The 19,150-nt window shown below is 65.8% G+C and carries 17 protein-coding genes; 14 read left to right on the top strand and 3 right to left on the bottom strand.

Annotated features, from left to right (window positions below):
* Positions 1-38 precede the first annotated feature (38 nt).
* From B5520_RS02600 to B5520_RS02580, 5 genes are all read left to right on the top strand, one after another.
* Positions 39-1,730 carry a ribonuclease J gene (locus B5520_RS02600; RefSeq protein WP_079595485.1) on the top strand — a complete coding sequence of 564 codons (1,692 nt, stop codon included), beginning with the start codon at positions 39-41 and terminating at the stop codon, positions 1,728-1,730.
* Positions 1,731-1,897: 167 nt separating this feature from the next.
* Entirely contained in the window at positions 1,898-4,810 is a 2,913-nt protein-coding gene (locus tag B5520_RS02595; protein ID WP_079595484.1) for an FtsK/SpoIIIE family DNA translocase, read from the top strand.
* Between the two features lie 24 nt (positions 4,811-4,834).
* Positions 4,835-5,479, top strand: coding sequence for a CDP-diacylglycerol--glycerol-3-phosphate 3-phosphatidyltransferase (pgsA, locus tag B5520_RS02590; RefSeq protein WP_079595483.1), 645 nt, complete (start codon positions 4,835-4,837; stop codon positions 5,477-5,479).
* The gene (locus B5520_RS02585) at positions 5,476-5,955 is read left to right on the top strand and encodes a CinA family protein (protein ID WP_079595482.1); all 480 of its coding nucleotides are present in this window, start codon (positions 5,476-5,478) and stop codon (positions 5,953-5,955) included. The genes pgsA and B5520_RS02585 overlap by 4 nt, the downstream gene beginning before the upstream one ends.
* A gap of 182 nt (positions 5,956-6,137) precedes the next feature.
* On the top strand, positions 6,138-6,590 hold the full coding sequence (locus tag B5520_RS02580) for a helix-turn-helix domain-containing protein (RefSeq protein ID WP_079595481.1): 453 nt from the start codon (positions 6,138-6,140) through the stop codon (positions 6,588-6,590).
* 95 nt (positions 6,591-6,685) lie between these two features.
* Here the strand turns inward: B5520_RS02580 and B5520_RS02575 are convergent, their stop codons facing one another.
* The gene (locus tag B5520_RS02575) at positions 6,686-7,213 is read right to left on the bottom strand and encodes a MarR family winged helix-turn-helix transcriptional regulator (protein ID WP_079595480.1); all 528 of its coding nucleotides are present in this window, start codon (positions 7,211-7,213) and stop codon (positions 6,686-6,688) included.
* 41 nt (positions 7,214-7,254) lie between these two features.
* Here B5520_RS02575 and B5520_RS02570 point away from each other — a divergent pair, with 41 nt between their 5' ends.
* From B5520_RS02570 to dapF, 6 genes are all read left to right on the top strand, one after another.
* Positions 7,255-7,479 carry a DUF3046 domain-containing protein gene (locus B5520_RS02570; RefSeq protein ID WP_079595479.1) on the top strand — a complete coding sequence of 75 codons (225 nt, stop codon included), beginning with the start codon at positions 7,255-7,257 and terminating at the stop codon, positions 7,477-7,479.
* A gap of 210 nt (positions 7,480-7,689) precedes the next feature.
* The gene (gene recA, locus B5520_RS02565; protein WP_079595873.1) at positions 7,690-8,745 is read left to right on the top strand and encodes a recombinase RecA; all 1,056 of its coding nucleotides are present in this window, start codon (positions 7,690-7,692) and stop codon (positions 8,743-8,745) included.
* Between the two features lie 147 nt (positions 8,746-8,892).
* Complete coding sequence (locus B5520_RS02560) at positions 8,893-9,399, top strand: regulatory protein RecX (protein ID WP_176156779.1); 507 nt, start codon at positions 8,893-8,895, stop codon at positions 9,397-9,399.
* A gap of 3 nt (positions 9,400-9,402) precedes the next feature.
* Entirely contained in the window at positions 9,403-10,962 is a 1,560-nt protein-coding gene (gene miaB / locus B5520_RS02555) for a tRNA (N6-isopentenyl adenosine(37)-C2)-methylthiotransferase MiaB (protein WP_079595477.1), read from the top strand.
* Between the two features lie 3 nt (positions 10,963-10,965).
* The gene (gene miaA / locus B5520_RS02550; protein WP_079595476.1) at positions 10,966-11,862 is read left to right on the top strand and encodes a tRNA (adenosine(37)-N6)-dimethylallyltransferase MiaA; all 897 of its coding nucleotides are present in this window, start codon (positions 10,966-10,968) and stop codon (positions 11,860-11,862) included.
* Between the two features lie 42 nt (positions 11,863-11,904).
* Positions 11,905-12,849 (top strand): diaminopimelate epimerase, encoded by a 945-nt coding sequence (gene dapF / locus B5520_RS02545; protein WP_079595475.1) that lies wholly within the window; start codon positions 11,905-11,907, stop codon positions 12,847-12,849.
* On the opposite strand, the gene B5520_RS02540 is transcribed toward dapF, so the two are convergent.
* A complete protein-coding gene (locus tag B5520_RS02540) occupies positions 12,821-13,444 on the bottom strand; it encodes a class I SAM-dependent methyltransferase (protein ID WP_079595474.1) in 624 nt (207 codons plus the stop codon). The genes dapF and B5520_RS02540 overlap by 29 nt on opposite strands.
* Positions 13,445-13,889: 445 nt before the next feature.
* On the opposite strand from B5520_RS02540, the gene hflX reads away from it, so the two are divergent.
* Complete coding sequence (gene hflX, locus B5520_RS02535; RefSeq protein WP_079595473.1) at positions 13,890-15,467, top strand: GTPase HflX; 1,578 nt, start codon at positions 13,890-13,892, stop codon at positions 15,465-15,467.
* Positions 15,460-17,517, top strand: a complete 2,058-nt coding sequence (locus tag B5520_RS02530) for an ATP-dependent DNA helicase (RefSeq protein WP_079595472.1) — start codon at positions 15,460-15,462, stop codon at positions 17,515-17,517. Before hflX ends, B5520_RS02530 begins: the two co-directional genes overlap by 8 nt.
* Positions 17,518-17,594: 77 nt before the next feature.
* Here B5520_RS02530 and lexA read toward each other — a convergent pair whose 3' ends face one another.
* A complete protein-coding gene (lexA, locus tag B5520_RS02525; RefSeq protein ID WP_079595471.1) occupies positions 17,595-18,332 on the bottom strand; it encodes a transcriptional repressor LexA in 738 nt (245 codons plus the stop codon).
* A 355-nt stretch (positions 18,333-18,687) separates the two neighbouring features.
* Between lexA and B5520_RS02520 the strand changes: the two genes are divergently transcribed.
* Entirely contained in the window at positions 18,688-19,146 is a 459-nt protein-coding gene (locus tag B5520_RS02520; protein ID WP_079595470.1) for a LysM peptidoglycan-binding domain-containing protein, read from the top strand.
* Positions 19,147-19,150: the final 4 nt, after the last annotated feature.

Here is a 19,150-nt window from a genome sequence, read left to right as displayed (position 1 = left end):
CGAAGACCGGCACCCTTCCGCCTGGAAAGTAGTGCAATATGACCCAAATCGCCCTAACCGGCCTTGTCACCCCTCCGCGCCTGCCCCAGGGCACGCTGCGGATCGTTCCGCTCGGCGGACTGGGGGAAATCGGCCGGAACATGGCTGTGTTCGAAATCGACGGCAAACTGCTGATCGTGGACTGCGGCGTCCTCTTCCCGGAGGAAACCCAGCCCGGCGTCGACCTGATCCTGCCTGATTTCTCCTACATCGAAGACCGGCTGGACGACATCGTCGCCGTCGTCCTCACGCACGGCCACGAGGACCACATCGGCGCTGTCCCGTACCTGCTGCGGCTCCGCAACGACATCCCCCTGGTGGGCTCTCAGCTGACCCTCGCCCTGATCGAGGCGAAACTGCAGGAACACCGCATCCGGCCTTACACCCTCACGGTGGAGGAAGGCCAGGTTGAAAAGTTCGGGCCGTTCGAGTGCGAGTTCGTTGCTGTCAACCACTCCATCCCGGACGCGCTGGCCGTGTTCATCCGCACCGCAGGCGGCACCGTCCTGCACACGGGCGACTTCAAGATGGACCAGCTGCCGCTTGACGGCCGCATCACCGACCTTCGGCACTTCGCCAAGCTCGGCGAAGAGGGCGTGGACCTTTTTATGTCCGACTCCACCAACGCCGACATCCCCGGCTTCACCACCGCGGAAAAGGAAATCGGCCCCACCCTGGAACGGCTCTTCGGCCAGGCCACCAAGCGCATCATCGTGGCGTCCTTCTCCTCCCACGTGCACCGGGTCCAGCAGGTCCTTGACGCGGCGGCGAAGCACAACCGCAAGGTGGCGTTCGTGGGGCGGTCCATGGTCCGCAACATGGCCATTGCCGAGAAGCTCGGCTACCTGGACGTGCCGCCGGGGCTGATCGTGGACATCAAAAACATCGACAACCTGCCGGACAACCGCGTGGTGCTGATGTCCACCGGTTCCCAGGGCGAGCCGATGGCCGCGCTGTCCAGGATGGCCAACGGGGACCACCGGGTGGTGGTGGGGGACGGTGACACTGTCATCCTGGCCTCCAGCCTGATCCCCGGTAACGAAAACGCCGTGTTCCGGATCATCAACGGGCTCCTGAAGCTCGGCGCCGACGTGATCCACAAGGGCAACGCCAAGGTCCACGTCTCCGGCCACGCCGCGGCCGGGGAACTCCTCTACTGCTACAACATCCTCGAGCCGCTCAACGCCATGCCCGTGCACGGCGAAACCCGGCACCTGATCGCCAACGGCAAGATCGCCATCGAGTCCGGCGTTCCGGAGGCAAGCGTCATCCTTGCGGACAACGGCACGGTCATCGACCTCAAGGACCACCGCGCAGACGTGGTGGGCCAGGTTGAGGTGGGCTTCGTCTACGTGGACGGCTCCAGTGTGGGCGAAATCACCGACGCCGACCTTAAGGACCGCCGGATCCTCGGCGACGAGGGCTTCATCTCCATCATCACCGTCATCAACCGGACCACCGGCAAGGTGGTGTCCGGACCTGAAATCCACGCACGCGGCGTGGCAGAGGATGACTCGGTGTTCGACGACATCATCCCGAAGATCAACGCAGCCCTTGAGGAAGCCGTCCTCAACCACGCGGACCACACCAGTCACCAGCTCCAGCAGGTAGTCCGCCGGGTAGTTGGCACGTGGGTCAACCGGAAACTGCGCCGCCGCCCCATGATCATCCCCGTGGTGCTCGAGGCCTGACAAAAAGCGCTGCCCCCACGGCAGCGCCCTGGTGAGGTACCCGAAAGGGCCCGGTTCCTGCGGAACCGGGCCCTTCGCGTCCAAAAGGTCCACCGCGTAGCGGCCAGGCAGGACCAGCCGCCCGGAAATCCGCGGAATTCCGGCCCGGTTCCGGTAGCGTGGCTATCATGGCCACACGTACTACTTCCGCGCGCAGTGGAACAGCCAGGGGCAGCTCCGGCACTAAATCCGCCGGGTCCACAGGCCGGGGTTCCGGGTCGGCAGCAGCCAAATCCAGCAGGTCCGGGGGCTCCTCCAGTACGGCCCGCACCCGCCAGCTTCCCGCCGTCGAACACCACCAGCCGTGGCTGCTGCGGGTGGTGGGCGGCGCCTGGCTGGCCATCGGACACCTGGTGGGCGGGGGAATCCGCCGCATCGGCCATGACGTCAGCGACCTTCCCGCCGAGGAACGGCGCGACGGTGCCGCACTGTTCAACCTTGCCCTCGGCGTCTTCATCGCCACCTTCGCCTGGTGGGGCCTGACAGGCTGGTTCCCGGATGCTGTCTACGCCGTGGTCAACGGCACCTTCGGCTGGATGTCCCTGCTGCTCCCGCTGATGCTGTTCGTCTGCGCCTTCAAGCTGTTCCGGCAGCCCTCCGACGGGCGCGGCAACAACAGGGTGGGCATCGGCTTCCTTGTCATGACATTCGCCGGCTGCGGCCTTGCGCACGTCCTGGGCGGCCAGCCCACCGTGGCCCAAGGCTTTGACGGCCTGCGCCAGGCCGGCGGAATGCTGGGCTTCCTGGCAGCCACCCCGCTCGCGGCCATCCACGCCGCCGTCCCACTGGTTCTCTACGGACTCCTTGCCTTCGTGTCCCTGCTGATCATCACCGCCACGCCGTTCACGGCCATCCCGCGGCGGCTGCGCGGAGCCTACGAGCACCTGATGGGCATCGACCTGATGGACCACGAGCAGTCCAAGGACACACACGACCGCAGCTACCTGGAGCGCACTCCTCCCGCCGCACCCAAAAAGAAGAAGCGCCGCCTGTTCGGCAAGGACGAAGAGCCCGACGCCGGCCTGGAAGGCTACGTGGGCGACGAAGCCTTCGAGCACGCCGTCATCGATGATGACGACGACGAGCCGCAGGCGCCGCGGCCCGCGCCGGGCGTCCGGCGGCCCACCCAGGCGGAGATCGCCGTCGAAAAGATCAAGGCGGCCCAGGGCCTCGGCGCCTCCGCGGCCGCAGCGGAGAACGCCACCGAAGCGATTCCGCTGATCACGCCCGGCATGCCCGCTCCCGGTACTCCCGCTCCGGGCCGCCCGCCGGCTTCGGCCGTACCGTCCGTGCCCTCGACGCCGGTGGCTCCCGCGCCGCCGCCCGTTCCCATCCCGCAGCGCACCGAGCAACTGTCCCTTGCCGGCGACGTCACCTACACCTTGCCTGCTTCGGACTACCTGACGCCGGGCTCCATCCCGAAGGAACGCACCGAAGCCAATGACGCCGTCGTCGCTGCCCTGACCGACACGCTCCAGCAGTTCAACGTCGAGGCCCAGGTGACCGGCTTCAGCCGCGGCCCCACCGTCACCCGGTACGAAATCGAACTGTCGCCCGGCACCAAGGTGGAGCGGGTTACGGCACTGTCCAAGAACATCTCCTATGCCGTGGCCTCCAGCGACGTCCGGATCCTGAGCCCCATCCCGGGGAAGTCCGCCATCGGCATTGAAATCCCCAACACTGACCGCGAGACCGTCTCCCTCGGCGACGTCCTCCGCAGCCAGAACGCCCGCCGGACCGACCACCCCATGGTCATGGGCGTGGGCAAGGACGTGGAAGGCGGCTACGTCGTGGCCAACCTGGCCAAGATGCCCCACCTCCTGGTGGCCGGCGCCACCGGTGCGGGTAAGTCATCCTTCGTGAACTCCATGATCACCTCCATCCTCATGCGCGCCACCCCGGACGAGGTGCGCATGGTGATGGTGGACCCCAAGCGCGTGGAACTGACCGCCTACGAAGGCGTGCCGCACCTCATCACACCCATCATCACCAACCCCAAGAAAGCGGCGGAGGCCCTGCAGTGGGTGGTCCGCGAGATGGACGCCAGGTACGACGACCTCGCGAATTACGGCTTCAAGCATATTGACGACTTCAACAAAGCGGTGCGCGCCGGCAAGGTCCAGCCGCCCGTGGACTCCAAGCGGGTCATCCGTCCCTACCCATACCTGCTGGTGATCGTGGACGAACTCGCCGACCTCATGATGGTGGCGCCGCGCGACGTTGAAGACTCGATCGTCCGCATCACCCAGCTGGCCCGCGCCGCCGGCATCCACCTGGTCCTGGCCACCCAGCGGCCCTCAGTAGACGTGGTGACCGGCCTGATCAAGGCCAACGTACCCTCCCGCATGGCGTTTGCGACGTCCTCCGTGACCGACTCCCGCGTGGTCCTCGACCAGCCCGGTGCCGAAAAACTGATTGGCCAGGGCGACGCCCTCTTCCTGCCCATGGGTGCTTCCAAGGCGATGCGCGTCCAGGGCGCCTGGGTGACGGAATCCGAAATCCACAAGGTGGTGGAGCACGTCAAGGGACAGCTGCAGGCCGTCTACCGTGACGACGTCGCCCCCGAGGCGGAAAAGAAGCAGATCGACGACGACATCGGGGACGACCTCGAGGTGCTGCTGCAGGCCACCGAACTCGTGGTCACCACCCAGTTCGGGTCCACGTCCATGCTTCAGCGCAAGCTGCGCGTCGGATTCGCGAAGGCCGGCCGGCTCATGGACCTGCTGGAGTCCAGGGGAGTGGTGGGACCCTCCGAAGGATCGAAGGCCCGCGACGTGCTGGTGAAGCCGGATGACCTCGCTGCCGTCCTCGCAGCCATGAAGGGCCAGGAGGCTCCGGCCTCGGCGGACGCACAGACCGCCGCCCTGAGTGACAACGCCAATGCGAACATCGCCCAGGGCGGCTATGCCGAGGACCTGGTGGCGGCGGACCTGGACCAGCGGAAGCAGAACGTCGAATATTACGACGGGTCGGATACGGCACCCGGGGGCTACGGCGACGACGACGGGTCCGAAGACGCCTGGTCCCTCACCGGACGCTAGCCCCAAAGACGGTAGCCTAAGAACGTGACTAGCACCGATGCAACCGCCGCCGGCCCAGGCCGTGCCGGGGTCTGGAACCTCCCCAACGTCCTGACCATGCTCCGCATCGCGCTGGTGCCGTTTTTCGTCTGGTTCCTCCTGGCCGATGCGCCCGGCCTGCGCAGCGAGTCCGGGCTGTGGCGCTGGGCGGCGGTGCTGGCGTTCGCCGTCGCAATCTACACAGACAAGCTCGACGGCGACATCGCCAGGAGCCGGAACCTCGTCACGGACTTTGGCAAGATTGCCGATCCCATCGCGGACAAGCTCCTTACCGGGTCTGCCCTGGTCATGCTGTCGGTTCTGGGCGAACTGCCGTGGTGGATCACCCTGGTGATCCTGGTCCGTGAATGGGGCATCACCGGCCTGCGCTTCTTCGTCATCCGTTACGGCGTCATCCCCGCGTCCCGCGGCGGCAAGCTCAAGACCGTGGTGCAGACCGCGGCGATCTTCCTCTACCTCCTGCCGCTGGGTGCCTTCGCCCCCTGGCTGGCCTGGGTTGCGTTCGCCGTCATGATGGCTGCTGTCATCATCACCGTCTGGACCGGCGTCGAATATGTTGTTGAAGCGCTGCGCCTCCGGGCGAAGGGGAAGCTGCAGGCAAGGCCCGACCAGGGACAGGAACAGCCATGACGAACCTTCACCACCTCGCCCAACAGGCAGTGCGGCAGGCCCTTGAATCCGGGCGTACCGTAGGCACTGCCGAGTCGCTGACCGCGGGCATGGTGTCGGCCGTCCTGGCCGATACCCCCGGGGCTTCCGGCATGCTCCAGGGCGGCGTCGTCGCCTACCAGAATTCCGTCAAGCAATCAGTCCTGAACGTCCCGTCGGCCCTGCTGGCCAGTGTTGGGTCCGTGGACGGGGACGTTGCAGGCGCCATGGCGGCCGGAGCCCGCACGGTGCTGGGCGCCGATGTTGGTCTTTCCACAACCGGGGTAGCCGGTCCGGAAGGTCACGATGGGAAGCCGGTGGGCACTGTGTACATCGGTATCGCCACGGTCGCCGGCACGTCAGCCTTCGAGTATGTTTTTGACGGCAACCGGGCTGAGATCCGTGGACAGGCATGCGGCGCTGCCCTTGAACGGCTGCTCGAAGCGCTGTCGTCCTGACCCGGGTTCCGGCTGCCCTTGTCCAGGCGAAGTTACCGGGCGTAAAGTTACCGGGAACAAAAGCCGGTACCGATTAGTTATTACATTGTGTCGCTTCCGAAGAGCGGAGGCGCCTAGGATGAAAACACCACGACGGTTCACCCCACGGCGGACCTGACCAATGAGGGAGCAAGGCGATACAGATGGTAAAGCAGCCCGTATCCGTAAACGGCGTTGTCCGCTGGAAGGATGTGGGCCTCGCCGATCAGGCCAAGAGCGAACAGAAGGAGCGCAAGATGGTTGTACTTCGTCACGAAATTGGTGATGTCCTGCGCGATGTCCGCCAGCGTCAGGGGCGCACGCTCCGTGAAGTTTCGCACAGCGCCCGTGTCTCCCTGGGATACCTCAGTGAAGTGGAGCGCGGCCAGAAGGAAGCGTCATCCGAGCTTTTGTCCTCGATCTGCTCGGCCCTGGATGTTCCGTTGTCCAGCATGCTCCGCGAGGTCAGCGACCGTGTGGCAGTAGCCGAAGGCGTTGCCGTTCCGGACACCGTTCCCCAGGAATTCTCCCAGCGTTACGGCCGTGACCTTGAAAGCGACCTTAACAACGAGCTCAACGACGAACTTTCCACCGGTCTTCTCTCCGGCGCCCGCTAAGGGCAGCCCCCACCCGAAGTGGGCCCTGGAATACATGAAGCCCCTGGCCGCAGGCCAGGGGCTTCATCGTTCCTGTCCGGCACAGGACCGGTTCGTCAGTCCCGCCCTGCAGCTGATGCGGGCGCGTCCTTGGGGAACCCGTCCCGCTCGTAAGTGGAGTTCAGCATCGCCATGTAGCGCGCCAGTTCTTCCAGGTCCTGCACCGGCCATTCGCCCAGGCGCTCACGGAAAACCTGCCGCCGGGCATCCTGAACCTGGTGCATCTTCTCCTCGCCCTTGGGCGTGAGCCGGATCGACTGCGCCCGGCCGTCCAGCGGGTCTGCCTCTTTGGACACCAGCCCGATGCTTTCGAGGAATGCGATCTGGCGGCTGATGGACGGCTTGCCCACACCGATGTTCATGGCAAGGTCGGTGAGGCGGATGGGGCCCTCGCGCCGGATGACGGTCAGCAGGCCGTAGGCTGCCGGCTCCATGTCCGGGTGGACCTGGCGGGACAGCTGGTTGGAGATGGCACGCGTCCGGCGCCAGAACAGGCTGATCTGGTGTTCGACGTTCTGCAGCGCAGCATCGACTGTCGCTTCGTCCGGGCGGCTGTCCGGCAGTGCATCGGGGGAGTTGCTCATGGCAACAATTCTAGGGTCCCGGAGCGTGAGAGAATTTTCGGATGCGAATCAGCGACTACTGGCGGCTCATGGATGACGAATTCGGTGCAGGGTACTCCCGCGTGCTGAGCAGCACCCTGGTCCTCGCCGGCGTAGGCAGCCGGACTGCAGACCAGGCACTGGCCGCCGGTGTGGAACCGCGCAAGGTGTGGCTCGCCGTCTGCGATGTCCAGGATGTTCCTGCGGAACGGCGGCTGGGACGCGACATCAAAACCCTTCGGGACTAGCAGTCCCTGCCGGTTGTCCGTCACCGGTATTTCCCTGACACGCCGCGCCGCTGTTCGAATACCTGTTCGGATAAAGCTATGCTTTCCATAACGGGTTATCCACATAGCCGTCGTCATCCGGCAAGAATGTCAGTGGGTCCCCTTAGCGTCAGAGATGACCAATAAACGGCCGCTGAGGCCACCATCGAGAAAGCATTAGAGGTGTCAACCATGGCGGCAGCCCCGGATCGTGCAAAAGCGCTGGAAGCAGCACTTGCCCAGATTGACAAGCAGTTCGGCAAGGGCTCGGTCATGCGCCTGGGCGATGAAGTCCGTGCCCCGATCGAAGTCATCCCCACCGGTTCCATCGCATTGGATGTCGCCCTGGGAATTGGCGGCCTGCCCCGCGGCCGCGTCGTGGAGATCTACGGACCGGAATCCTCCGGTAAGACCACCGTTGCCCTGCACGCGGTGGCAAACGCCCAGCGCCAGGGCGGTATCGCGGCGTTCATCGATGCCGAGCACGCCCTGGACCCGGAGTACGCCGCCAAGCTGGGCGTGGACACGGATGCCCTCCTCGTCTCACAGCCGGATACCGGTGAACAGGCCCTGGAGATCATGGACATGCTGGTCGGCTCCGGCTCCCTGGACGTCATCGTCATTGACTCCGTCGCAGCCCTGGTGCCCCGCGCCGAAATCGAAGGCGACATGGGCGACAGCCACGTGGGCCTCCAGGCACGCCTCATGAGCCAGGCCCTGCGTAAGATCACCGGCCGCCTGAGCCAGACCAAGACCACCGCCATCTTCATCAACCAGCTCCGCGAAAAGATCGGTGTTTTCTTCGGCTCACCTGAAACCACCACCGGCGGTAAGGCCCTGAAGTTCTACGCTTCAATCCGCATCGACGTACGCCGTATCCAGACCCTGAAGGAAGGTGCCGATTCCGTCGGCAACCGGACCAAGGCGAAGATCGTCAAGAACAAGATGGCCCCGCCCTTCAAGGTGGCCGAGTTCGACATCATCTATGGCCAGGGCATTTCCCGTGAGGGCGGCATCATCGACATGGGTGTTGAGCACGGCATCATCAAGAAGTCCGGCTCGTGGTTCACCTACGATGGCGACCAGCTCGGCCAGGGCATGGAGAACTCGCGGCGGTTCCTCCGCGACAACCCGGAGCTGGCAGCCGAACTCGAGCGCCTGATCAAGGAAAAGCTTGGTGTCGGCGTGAAGCCGGCGGAGCCCGAATCCAAGGACTCGCCCAAGCTGAAGGCCGTCGACGGGTTCTAGCAGTTGACGGGAAGTGAACGGGAGCGGCGGCCCCGGAGTGCCGGAGGCCGCCCACGCGGCGCCCGCCGGGCCACCCCTGATGAAGGGGTGGCGGGCGGGTTCGAGGATCCTGAGGCTCCGGGGTTTGGCGATGCCGAGCCCGATCCGGTGTCGGTTGCGCAGGCCATCGTCTACCGCCAGCTGACTGCTTCTGCCAAGAGCCGGCTGCAGCTGGCACGCAAACTCGCCGAACGGAACATCCCGGAAGACGTCGCCGAGGCGGTGCTGGACAAGTTCGAGGAAGTCCGGCTGGTTGATGACGCCGAATTCGCCGACATGTGGGTTCGCAGTCGCTCCCAGTCCCGGAAGCTGGCAAAGGGCGCGCTCCGGCGTGAACTCGCTGAGAAGGGCATCGACCAGGAGACTGCCAGCGCAGCGCTGGAGCAGCTCTCTGACGCCGACGAGGAAGCTTCGGCGCGGACCCTGGTGGAACGGAAGATCCGTCCGGGAACGGACCTCGGCGACCGGGCTGAGCGGGACAAAGCAACCCGGCGCCTGGCGTCCATGCTTGCGCGCAAGGGCTACCAGCCATCCCAGGCATTCCGGATCGTCGGCGAGGTCCTCGATTCGCACGCCGCTCCCGACAATGACCAGCCGGGAAGCCGGTACCCTTAACAGGTGAGTTTGACCATTCCTTCCCCCCTTTCCGGCGCCAACTCCTCCGAAGAGAGCGCACCCGCTGTGCTGTCCGGCGGACATAAGCCGCGCACGTACCAGGTGCGGACGTTCGGCTGCCAGATGAACGTGCACGACTCTGAGCGCATGGCCGGAATGCTCGAGGACGCCGGCTACATTCCCGCCGACGGCGAGCAGGCGGATGTTGTGGTGTTCAACACCTGTGCAGTGCGTGAAAACGCCGACAACAAGCTCTACGGCAACCTGGGCATCCTGGCACCCGTGAAGGCGGCCAACCCCGGAATGCAGATCGCGGTGGGCGGATGCCTTGCCCAGAAGGACCGCGAAACCATCCTCAAAAAGGCGCCCTGGGTGGACGCCGTCTTCGGCACCCACAACGTGGGCGCCTTGCCTGCCCTGCTGGACCGTGCCCGGCACAACAACGAGGCCCAGCTGGAAATCCTGGAATCCCTGGACGTTTTCCCGTCCACGCTTCCCACCAAGCGGGACTCCGTCTACTCGGGCTGGGTGTCCATTTCGGTGGGCTGCAACAACACCTGTACGTTCTGCATCGTGCCCGCTCTCCGGGGCAAGGAGAAGGACCGGCGCCCCGGCGACATCCTTGCCGAAATCCAGGCCCTCGTGGACGACGGCGCTATCGAGGTCACCCTCCTGGGCCAGAACGTCAACTCCTACGGTGTGGAGTTCGGTGACCGGCAGGCCTTTTCCAAGCTCCTGCGGGCTTGCGGCGATATCGAAGGCCTGGAACGCGTGCGGTTCACCAGCCCGCACCCCGCAGCCTTCACTGACGACGTCATCGACGCCATGGCAGAAACCCCAAATGTCATGCCGCAGCTGCACATGCCGCTGCAGTCCGGCTCTGACGGCATCCTGCGCGCCATGAAGCGCTCCTACCGGTCAACGAAATTCCTGGGCATCCTGGACAAGGTCCGCGAAAAAATCCCGCACGCCGCCATCTCAACGGACATCATTGTGGGCTTCCCCGGGGAAACCGAGGAAGACTTCCAGGCCACCCTGGACGTGGTGGAGAAGTCCCGTTTCGCCACGGCATTCACGTTCCAGTACTCCAAGCGTCCGGGTACGCCCGCCGCAGACCTGCCGGACCAGCTGCCCAAGGCAGTAGTCCAGGAACGCTTCGAACGGCTCACCGGCCTGCAGGACCGGATCGCCGCGGAAGAAAACCGGAAGCAGCTGGGCCGCCGCGTGGAAGTCATGGTCACCGCGCAGTCCGGACGGAAGGCGGGGGAAACCCACCGGTTGTCCGGCCGGTCCCAGGACCAGCGGCTGGTGCACTTTTCCGTGCCTGACGGCGCGCCGGCCCCGCGCCCCGGGGACCTCGTGACAGTCACCATCACCGAGACTGCCGCCTTCCACCTCGTGGCCGACCCCACCATCGGGGACTACAGCCTCCGCCGGTCACGAGCTGGCGACGCCTGGGACAGGTCCCAGGCGGATTCCTGCGGCGCGCCTGCACCCGGCTCCGGTGCCGGCCGCACGGGAGTCTCCCTTGGCATGCCGTCGCTGCCGCTGCGCACCCGCTGACCGGTGGGCACCCCGCCAGTCATCGCCGTCGTTGGCCCCACCGGTTCCGGAAAGTCTGACCTGGCCGTCAGCCTTGCCCTTGAGCTGGACGGCGAAGTGGTCAATGCCGACGCCATGCAGTTCTACCGCGGCATGGACATCGGCACCGCGAAGATCACCCAGGCCGAACGCAGGGGAGTACCGCACCATCTCCTGGACATCCTGGACGTCACGCAGGAAGCGAGCGTCTCCGATTTCCAACAACAGGCGCGGCAGCTCATCGGCGAAATCCACGCCCGGGGAAAGCGGGCCATCCTGGTGGGCGGGTCGGGTCTCTACGTGCGGGCCGCACTTGATGTCCTGGAATTCCCGGGGACTGACCCGCAGCTGCGCCAGCGGCTGGAGGCAGACCTCGCTGCCCAGGGTACGTCCGCTCTCCTCGCCCGGCTCCATGCAGTGGACCCGGTCTCGGCCGGCCGGCTGTCCGATGACAGGCGGATCATCCGGGCCCTGGAGGTTTATGAACTGACCGGCCGTCCCTTCAGCTCCTTCATGCCGCAGCGGGAGTACGTCCAGCCTGCCGTGCAAATCGGCCTCGCTGTGGACCGCGAGGCACTCCGGGAGCGTCTGGCGCTGCGGGTCCATGCGATGGTGGACAACGGTTTGCTGGCCGAGGTGCGGCGACTCGACGCACAAGGGCTGCGCGAAGGAAAAACAGCACCCCGGGCGCTCGGCTACTCCCAGTTCCTGCAGGTGATCGACGGTACAGCGACCCAAGCGGAGGCAGCCGAAGACACCATCGTTGCCACCCGCCAGTTCGCACGCCGCCAGCTCACCTGGTTCCGTGCCGACCCCCGGATCAGTTGGCTGGACTGGCAGGACCCGCAGTTGCTTGTCCGGGCCGCGGCGCTCTCCCGGTAGCCGGTTTCCAGCCCGCCGGGCACGGCCGGTACCCTTGGATCCATGGATGCAACCCTGGCAGAGACCACCGCGCCCGCTTTCCGCACGCTGGGCGGACTCCGCTTCTCAAAGGGGCACGGCACGGGCAACGATTTTGTCCTGGTAGCCGATCCCGAGGGTGCCCACACCATCACGGCCGACCAGGTTGCGGCGCTGTGCGACCGGCACCGCGGCATAGGCGGCGACGGCCTCATCCGGGCCGTGCCCTCGCGGTTCCTCCCCGAGGGGCGTGAACTGCTGGCCGGCACCCCCGAGGCAGAGTGGTTCATGGACTACCGGAACGGCGATGGCTCACTCTCGGAGATGTGCGGCAACGGCGTCCGCGTTTTCGTCCACTTCCTCCGCTCGGAGGGCCTCATCGACCTTCCCGACGGCGGTGCCCTCACCATCGGCACCCGGGGCGGGGCCAAGACGGTGGTCCGTACCGGCGATGACTACGCGGTGGACATGGGTCCCTGGGAATTCATCTTTCCCGGTGAGGCCACTGCCAAGGCCATGGATTCCCTGGTGACCGCCGACGGCCTGGAAGTTCCGCGCCCGGCACTGTCCGTCAGCATGGGCAATCCGCACACGGTGGTTGCCCTTGCCGAGTTGTCGGAACTGGCGGGAACCCGGCTGTTCACTCCGCCGAGCGTCGAGCCCGTTCCCGCCAACGGGACCAACGTGGAGTTCGTTGTTCCGTCCGAACCACTGGTCCACGACGGCGTCGGGTCCGTCACCATGAGGGTCCACGAACGCGGTGTGGGGGAGACCCAGTCCTGCGGTACCGGGGCCTGCGCCGCCGCCGTCGCCATCCGGCACTGGGCCGGCGCGGAAGCACCTGACACCTGGCGGGTCCATGTCCCCGGAGGAGTGGTGGGCGTCAAGTTCTTCGCCGGCCCCGGAGGGCACGAGCATGTCGAGCTCAGCGGCCCGGCCGTTATTGTGGCAACCGGGACGCTTTCCTGACCTTCAGGATCCGGAAGGACTTTGACGTTGATTCCCGGGTCACGGTGAAGGTGCTGCCGAGTTCGGCCGCCAGCCACCGCTGAAGGGAATCCGATCCCAGGTTCTTCTGCACCACCAGCCAGGCGGTACCGCCGGGCGCCAGCCGTGGCAGCCACAGGGTCAGCAGACTGTGCAGCTCATCCTTGCCGATCCTGATGGGGGGATTCGACCAGATGGTGTCGAAGCGTACGTCCGGGTCCACTGCCTCCGGCGTGCTGGCAACAACGTTGGACAGGCCCAGCGCAGCGGCGTTTTCGTTGGTCAGCGCGATGCACCGCTCATTGACGTCCACGGCATAGACCTGGGCGTGCGGTGCCCGCAGGGCCATGGTGAGGGCGATCGGGCCCCAGCCGCAGCCAATGTCCAGCAGGTTGCCCGTGGGGGCTGGCGCCGGAACTTCGGCCAGGAGGATGGCCGTTCCCTTGTCGATCCCGTCCGGGCTGAAGATGCCGCTGGAAGTCTGCAGCCTGCGCGTTTCACCGGCCAGTTCAACAGTGAGGGGCTTGCGGGTAAAGGGGCCGGCGGGCGATGCGCTGAAATAGTGTGCGGACTCCATAACTGGCCAGAGTAGTTCCCCTTGCAGCGTAATGGGAAACTGCCCCCAACCACGCTCTGCTAATCTGGGAGGCATGTTCCTGATCTTCGAGTAGCCGGCACGGGCAAAGCCCGTCCCGAAGCCTGTCCTTCCGCGACAGCCTGTCCCGCAGCGATGCAGGTTATTCCTTCCGCTTGTGCACCGGACCAGACGCATCCCCGTTTGCTCCGGCAGCCGGACAACACTCGAAAGTCAGCTTTCCGCTGGTCCTCTCGCCGTTTTTCCGGCCCGTTCCGTTCCGCCGCCCGTACTTGGTGCGGCACGTCCGCCGCCGCCCCTTCCCGGCCGCCGGCGCAAAACTTCCCAGGAGAACCGCATGACCGCAGGCCGTCAGCCCAGCGCGAATACTTCCCCACAGACCAGCAATCGGCACTATTCTGGAAATGCCGAACCTTCAAAGGAGACCATGACCAGCCAGCCCAACACCGGATCCGATTCAGCCGCCCAGGACATGAGTCCTGAGGAAATCCAGGCTGTTATCGACCGGATTCTCTCCAAGGACGTACCGGCCAAAAACCTCAGCACGCCCCGCACCGACGAACGCGGAGACGGGAAGGTGCTGGGCAAGGCCCAGGCCATTTCCCGCCTGGATGAAGAACACACCACGTTCGACGGCGACCAGCAGGACCTCGAGGAACGCCGCGCACTGCGCCGCACGGCAGGTCTTTCCACCGAACTCGAAGACGTCACCGAGGTCGAGTACCGCCAGCTCCGCCTTGAGCGCGTCGTCCTCGCCGGGCTCTGGTCCGACGGAACCCTCGCCGACGCCGAGAACTCCCTGCGGGAGCTTGCAGCCCTCGCGGAAACGGCGGGCTCCGAGGTCCTGGACGGCCTCGTGCAGCGCCGGGCCAAGCCGGACCCCGGAACGTTCCTGGGCTCCGGAAAAGCCCTGGAACTCAAGGACATCGTGATGTCCACCGGTGCGGACACCGTGGTGGTGGACGCCGAGCTTGCCCCGTCCCAGCGGCGCGGGCTTGAAGACATCGTCAAGGTCAAGGTCATCGACCGCACGGCACTGATCCTGGACATCTTCGCCCAGCACGCCAAGAGCCGCGAAGGCAAGGCGCAGGTTGAGCTTGCCCAGCTCGAATACCTGCTTCCCCGCCTCCGCGGCTGGGGCGAGTCCATGTCCCGCCAGGCAGGTGGCCAGGTGGGCGGCGCAGCGGCAGGTATGGGTTCCCGCGGTCCCGGTGAAACGAAGATCGAACTGGACCGCCGGCGGATCCGCACGCGCATGGCCAAGCTGCGGCGCGAGATCGCCGCGATGAAGCCTGCCCGCGAAACCAAACGCGCCAACCGCCGTCGTAATGCCGTCCCGTCCGTGGCCATCGCCGGGTACACAAACGCCGGAAAGTCCTCGCTGCTCAACCGGCTGACGGACGCCGGCGTCCTGGTGGAGAACGCCCTGTTCGCCACGCTGGACCCCACAGTCCGCAAGGCTGAGACGGCGGACGGCCTGGGGTACACCCTGGCCGACACCGTGGGTTTTGTCCGGTCGCTGCCCACCCAGCTCGTGGAGGCATTCCGCTCCACCCTGGAGGAGGTTGCGGACGCTGACCTGATCCTGCACGTGGTGGACGTGTCGCACCCGGACCCGGAAGGGCAGATCGCCGCAGTCCGCAAGGTCTTCAGCGAAGTGGATGCCCGCAAGGTTCCCGAAATCATCGTCCTGAACAAGGCCGATGCCGCGGATCCCTTCGTAGTGGAACGGCTGAAGCAGCGCGAACCGCGCCACGTGGTGGTGTCGGCGCGCACCGGTGAAGGAATCGCAGAGCTGCTGAAAGCGATCAGCGACGCCATCCCGCGGCCCAGCGTCAAGCTGGAACTGCTCATTCCGTACAACCGCGGTGACCTGATCAGCAAGCTCCACGAGTCGGACGCCGAGATCATCAGCGTGGACCACGTTGAGGCAGGTACCCGTGCCGTGGTGATGGTGCGGGAAGGCCTCGCGGCCGAACTGGAATCATTCATCAGCAATGACTGACGCCGTGGCCGGCGAAGCCACGGACACGGCTGGCGGGCAGTTCGTTATCGAACTGCTCGACCGGGCCGTGGCCGCCATGGGCGGCCAGAGCCGCGCGGGGCAGCACGAGATGGCCAAACAGGTTGCCCAGGCCATCGAAACAGGCAACCACCTGCTCGTCCAGGCAGGAACGGGTACCGGTAAGTCGCTGGCCTACCTGATACCCCTGATCGCGCACGCACTGGAGAGCAACAAACCCGCCCTGGTCTCCACGGCAACGCTGGCACTGCAGACGCAGATCGTGGGCAGGGACCTGCCCCGGCTCCTCAAAGCCATCACGCCTGCCCTTGACCGGCCCGTCAAAGTGGCCCTGGTGAAGGGCCGTTCCAATTACGTCTGCCGGCACAAGCTGGAGGGCGGGTTTCCATCCGAGGAACCTTCCGAGGGCCAGCTCTTCTCGCTGGGGGAGGACACCAGCGTTCCCCACTTCGCAGCTACGGTGGGTGGACCCGCGTCCCAGCTCGGAAAAGAAGTGGTGCGCCTTCGTGAATGGGCGGAGAAGACCGCAACCGGCGACCGTGACGAACTCCTGCCCGGCGTAACGGACCGGGCATGGCGACAGGTGTCAGTGACGTCGATGGAATGCCTGGGCGCCCAGAAGTGCCCGATGGCTGCGGAATGTTTTAGCGAGCTTGCCCGGCAGGACGCCGCGGAAGCCGACGTTGTGGTCACCAACCACGCGATGCTGGCTGTCAGCGCTTTCGAGGGCCTGGCGGTCCTTCCGGAATACGACGTCGTGGTGGTGGATGAAGCCCATGAACTCCAGGACAGGGTCACGGGTGCGGTGTCGGGCCAGCTTTCGGTGGCCATGATCCACGCGGCAGCTTCCGGGGCGCGGAAGCATACGGCCATCACGGTGGACGCGCTCAACGCCGCAGCCGCTAATCTTGAGCTCGCCCTCGCGGGCGTGCCCAACGGGTTGCTTCCGAACGGGCTGAATGACGAACAGCTGGACTGCATCGACCAGCTGCGTGAGGCCTGCCGCGCGGCGCTGTCCGACTCCAAGGGAGACAGCAGCACCACGGCCGACGGCGGCAGGCAGCTTGCGCGGTCCCGTCTGATGCTCATCCTGGAACTTTGCGAACGGCTCCTCGCTGCCCGCGAGAACCGGGAGGTGGTGTGGTTTTCCCGCGCCAGCTCCTTTGATCCCGCCCAGGGCTATTCACAGCCGGACGAAACAGCGCCGGCCCTGATCAACATCGCACCGCTGTCCGTCGCCGGACGGTTGCGGGAGGGGCTTTTCGCCGGACACACCGTGGTCCTGACGTCTGCCACGCTTGCCATCGGGTCCGCGTTTGAACCGGCCGCAGGCGGGCTGGGCCTGGTGGGCGAGGGTGCTCCCAGCTGGACCGGCGTGGACGTGGGATCGCCCTTCGACTACCCGAAACAGGGCATCCTCTACGTGGCCGGGCATCTGCCCAAGCCTGGCCGGGGTGCGTCCCCTGAATCCCTGGCTGAGCTGGAGGCGCTCATCCGCGCGTCGGGCGGCGGAGCGCTCTGCCTCTTCTCCTCCAGACGCGCCGCTGAAGAAGCGGCCGAGGCCCTCCGGCCCAAGCTGGGCGTGACCGTCCTTTGCCAGGGCGACTCCACCATGACCGCCCTGGTCAAGCAGTTCGCCGACGAGCCCGACACCTGCCTGTTCGGCACCATGTCCCTCTGGCAGGGAGTGGATGTGCCGGGCGGATCCTGCCGGCTGGTGGTCATCGACCGGATTCCGTTCCCGCGGCCGGATGATCCCCTGATGACAGCGCGTTCCCGGGCGGTGGCCCAGGCGGGCGGAAACGGTTTTATGTCGGTCTCGGCAACCCACGCCGCCATTCGGCTGGCCCAGGGAGCCGGCCGGCTGATCCGGTCCACCGGCGACAAGGGAGTGGTGGCAGTGCTGGATTCCCGGCTGGCCACGGAGCGGTATGCAGGTTTCCTGCGGGCTGCCCTGCCGCCGTTCTGGGCCACCACGGACCGGAAGACCGCGGTGGCGGCCCTTGAGAGGCTGGCCGGGGAGTCCAACTGAAAAGACGGCACCATGCCCGGGATCCGGGAATGGTGCCGTCTTCTTACAGCATGTGGCTGTACCAGGCCCTGTTGTTCCTAGAGTGAGCGCAGGACCGAGACCACTTTCCCCATGATGGTGGCGTGGTCGCCAAGAATGGGTTCGTACTGCGTGTTCTGCGGGAGCAGCCATGTGTGGCCGTCACGCTGGCGGAAGGTCTTGACGGTGGCTTCATCGTCCAGGAGCGCGGCCACGATGTCGCCGTTGGCGGCGTCCGCCTGGCGGCGGACCACCACCCAGTCGCCGTCGCAGATGGCTGCGTCCACCATGGAGTCACCAGCCACCTTGAGCATAAAGAGCTCGCCCTGGCCCACCAGTTGGCGGGGCAGCGGCATGACATCCTCCACCAGCTGGTCCGCCAGGATGGGGCCGCCGGCAGCAATGCGGCCAACCAGGGGAACCATTGCCGTATCCAGTGCCGTGGGCAGCGCGGTGACTGTTGCGCCGGCGCCAGGCGCCGAAGCGGCCGCAGGCTGGTTTGCCGTCTTGGCTGCCCCGCCGTCCAACGTGAGGGGCATCAGCACCTCCATGGCGCGCGGCCGCTTCGGATCCCGGCGGAGATATCCCAGTTTCTCCAGCTGCGAGAGCTGGTGCGTCACGCTTGAGAGGCTTGCGAGCCCCACGGTGTCGCCGATCTCGCGCATGGACGGCGGATAGCCGTTGTCATTGACGGAGCGCTGGATGGTTTCGAGGATTTTTTTCTGCCGGGGGGTCAACCCTTTGGCGGTCTTCTTCGGCTGCGGGGCTGCCCTGCCCCCGGTGGCTGCTGCTGCCATATTCGCCAATGCCTTTCGGTTGCCACCGGGCTTGTCGCTGCGCCGGACTGGGTGAGCTTCCCTCAATGTCAGACCCTGCTGATCAACTTCAAGGGTGGTTGTTCTTTCCTTCAAAACTAGGCCAGCCACATTGCTTTTTCAAACATTTGTTCTAGCGAGTCTCGACATTGTTCGTTGATAGGTGCTAAAACAGAAGAAGCAAAGTTCGAACATGTGTTCTACTCGAAGCTTGCATCATTCGAATACAGCGTGCGTTTTTCGAAAAACCAGCCGGAGTGCCGGCGGTGCAGCAGCGGAGCGGGACATAGAAGCAGCAAGGTCGGGCAGCACAGTACGGTCCAGGAGGGCTCAGTTCATGTCAGCTATATCCGCTTCGCAGGCCAAGGGTCCGCGCGTTCATTCCCATCAGTCCGCACACCAGCTTCTGTCGCAACGGGACAGGTCCCGGTCCTCGCAGGTGCCGGCGGGTATACCCGAGTCCCCGGGCAGGCCGGCACCCCTGCCGCCGTTGCGCCTGACGCGCCGGGGCAAGGTTGTCCTGATCGGGATTCCGCTGGTGCTGCTGGCTGCCCTGCTGCTTTCCCTGGCGGGGTTCTTCAACTCGCCGGCCAAGGCGTCCGATGCGCCGGAGGACCTGTCGGTGACACCCACCGTCACGGTGACCGTCCAGCCCGGCGAGTCGCTGTGGGCAATCGCGGGCACCGTTGCCCCTGACCGGGACGCCCGCGATGTGATTGCGGACATCGTCCAGCTCAACAACCTGCCGGCCGGAGCAGTTCTCCCCGGGCAGCAGCTCTACGTCCCCACCCGCTGAAGCC

The sequence above is a fragment of the Arthrobacter sp. P2b genome (assembly GCF_900168295.1).
Classification (GTDB): domain Bacteria; phylum Actinomycetota; class Actinomycetes; order Actinomycetales; family Micrococcaceae; genus Arthrobacter.
Note: the sequence above shows the minus strand (reverse complement) of the source record. Positions and strands in the feature narration are given on the sequence as shown.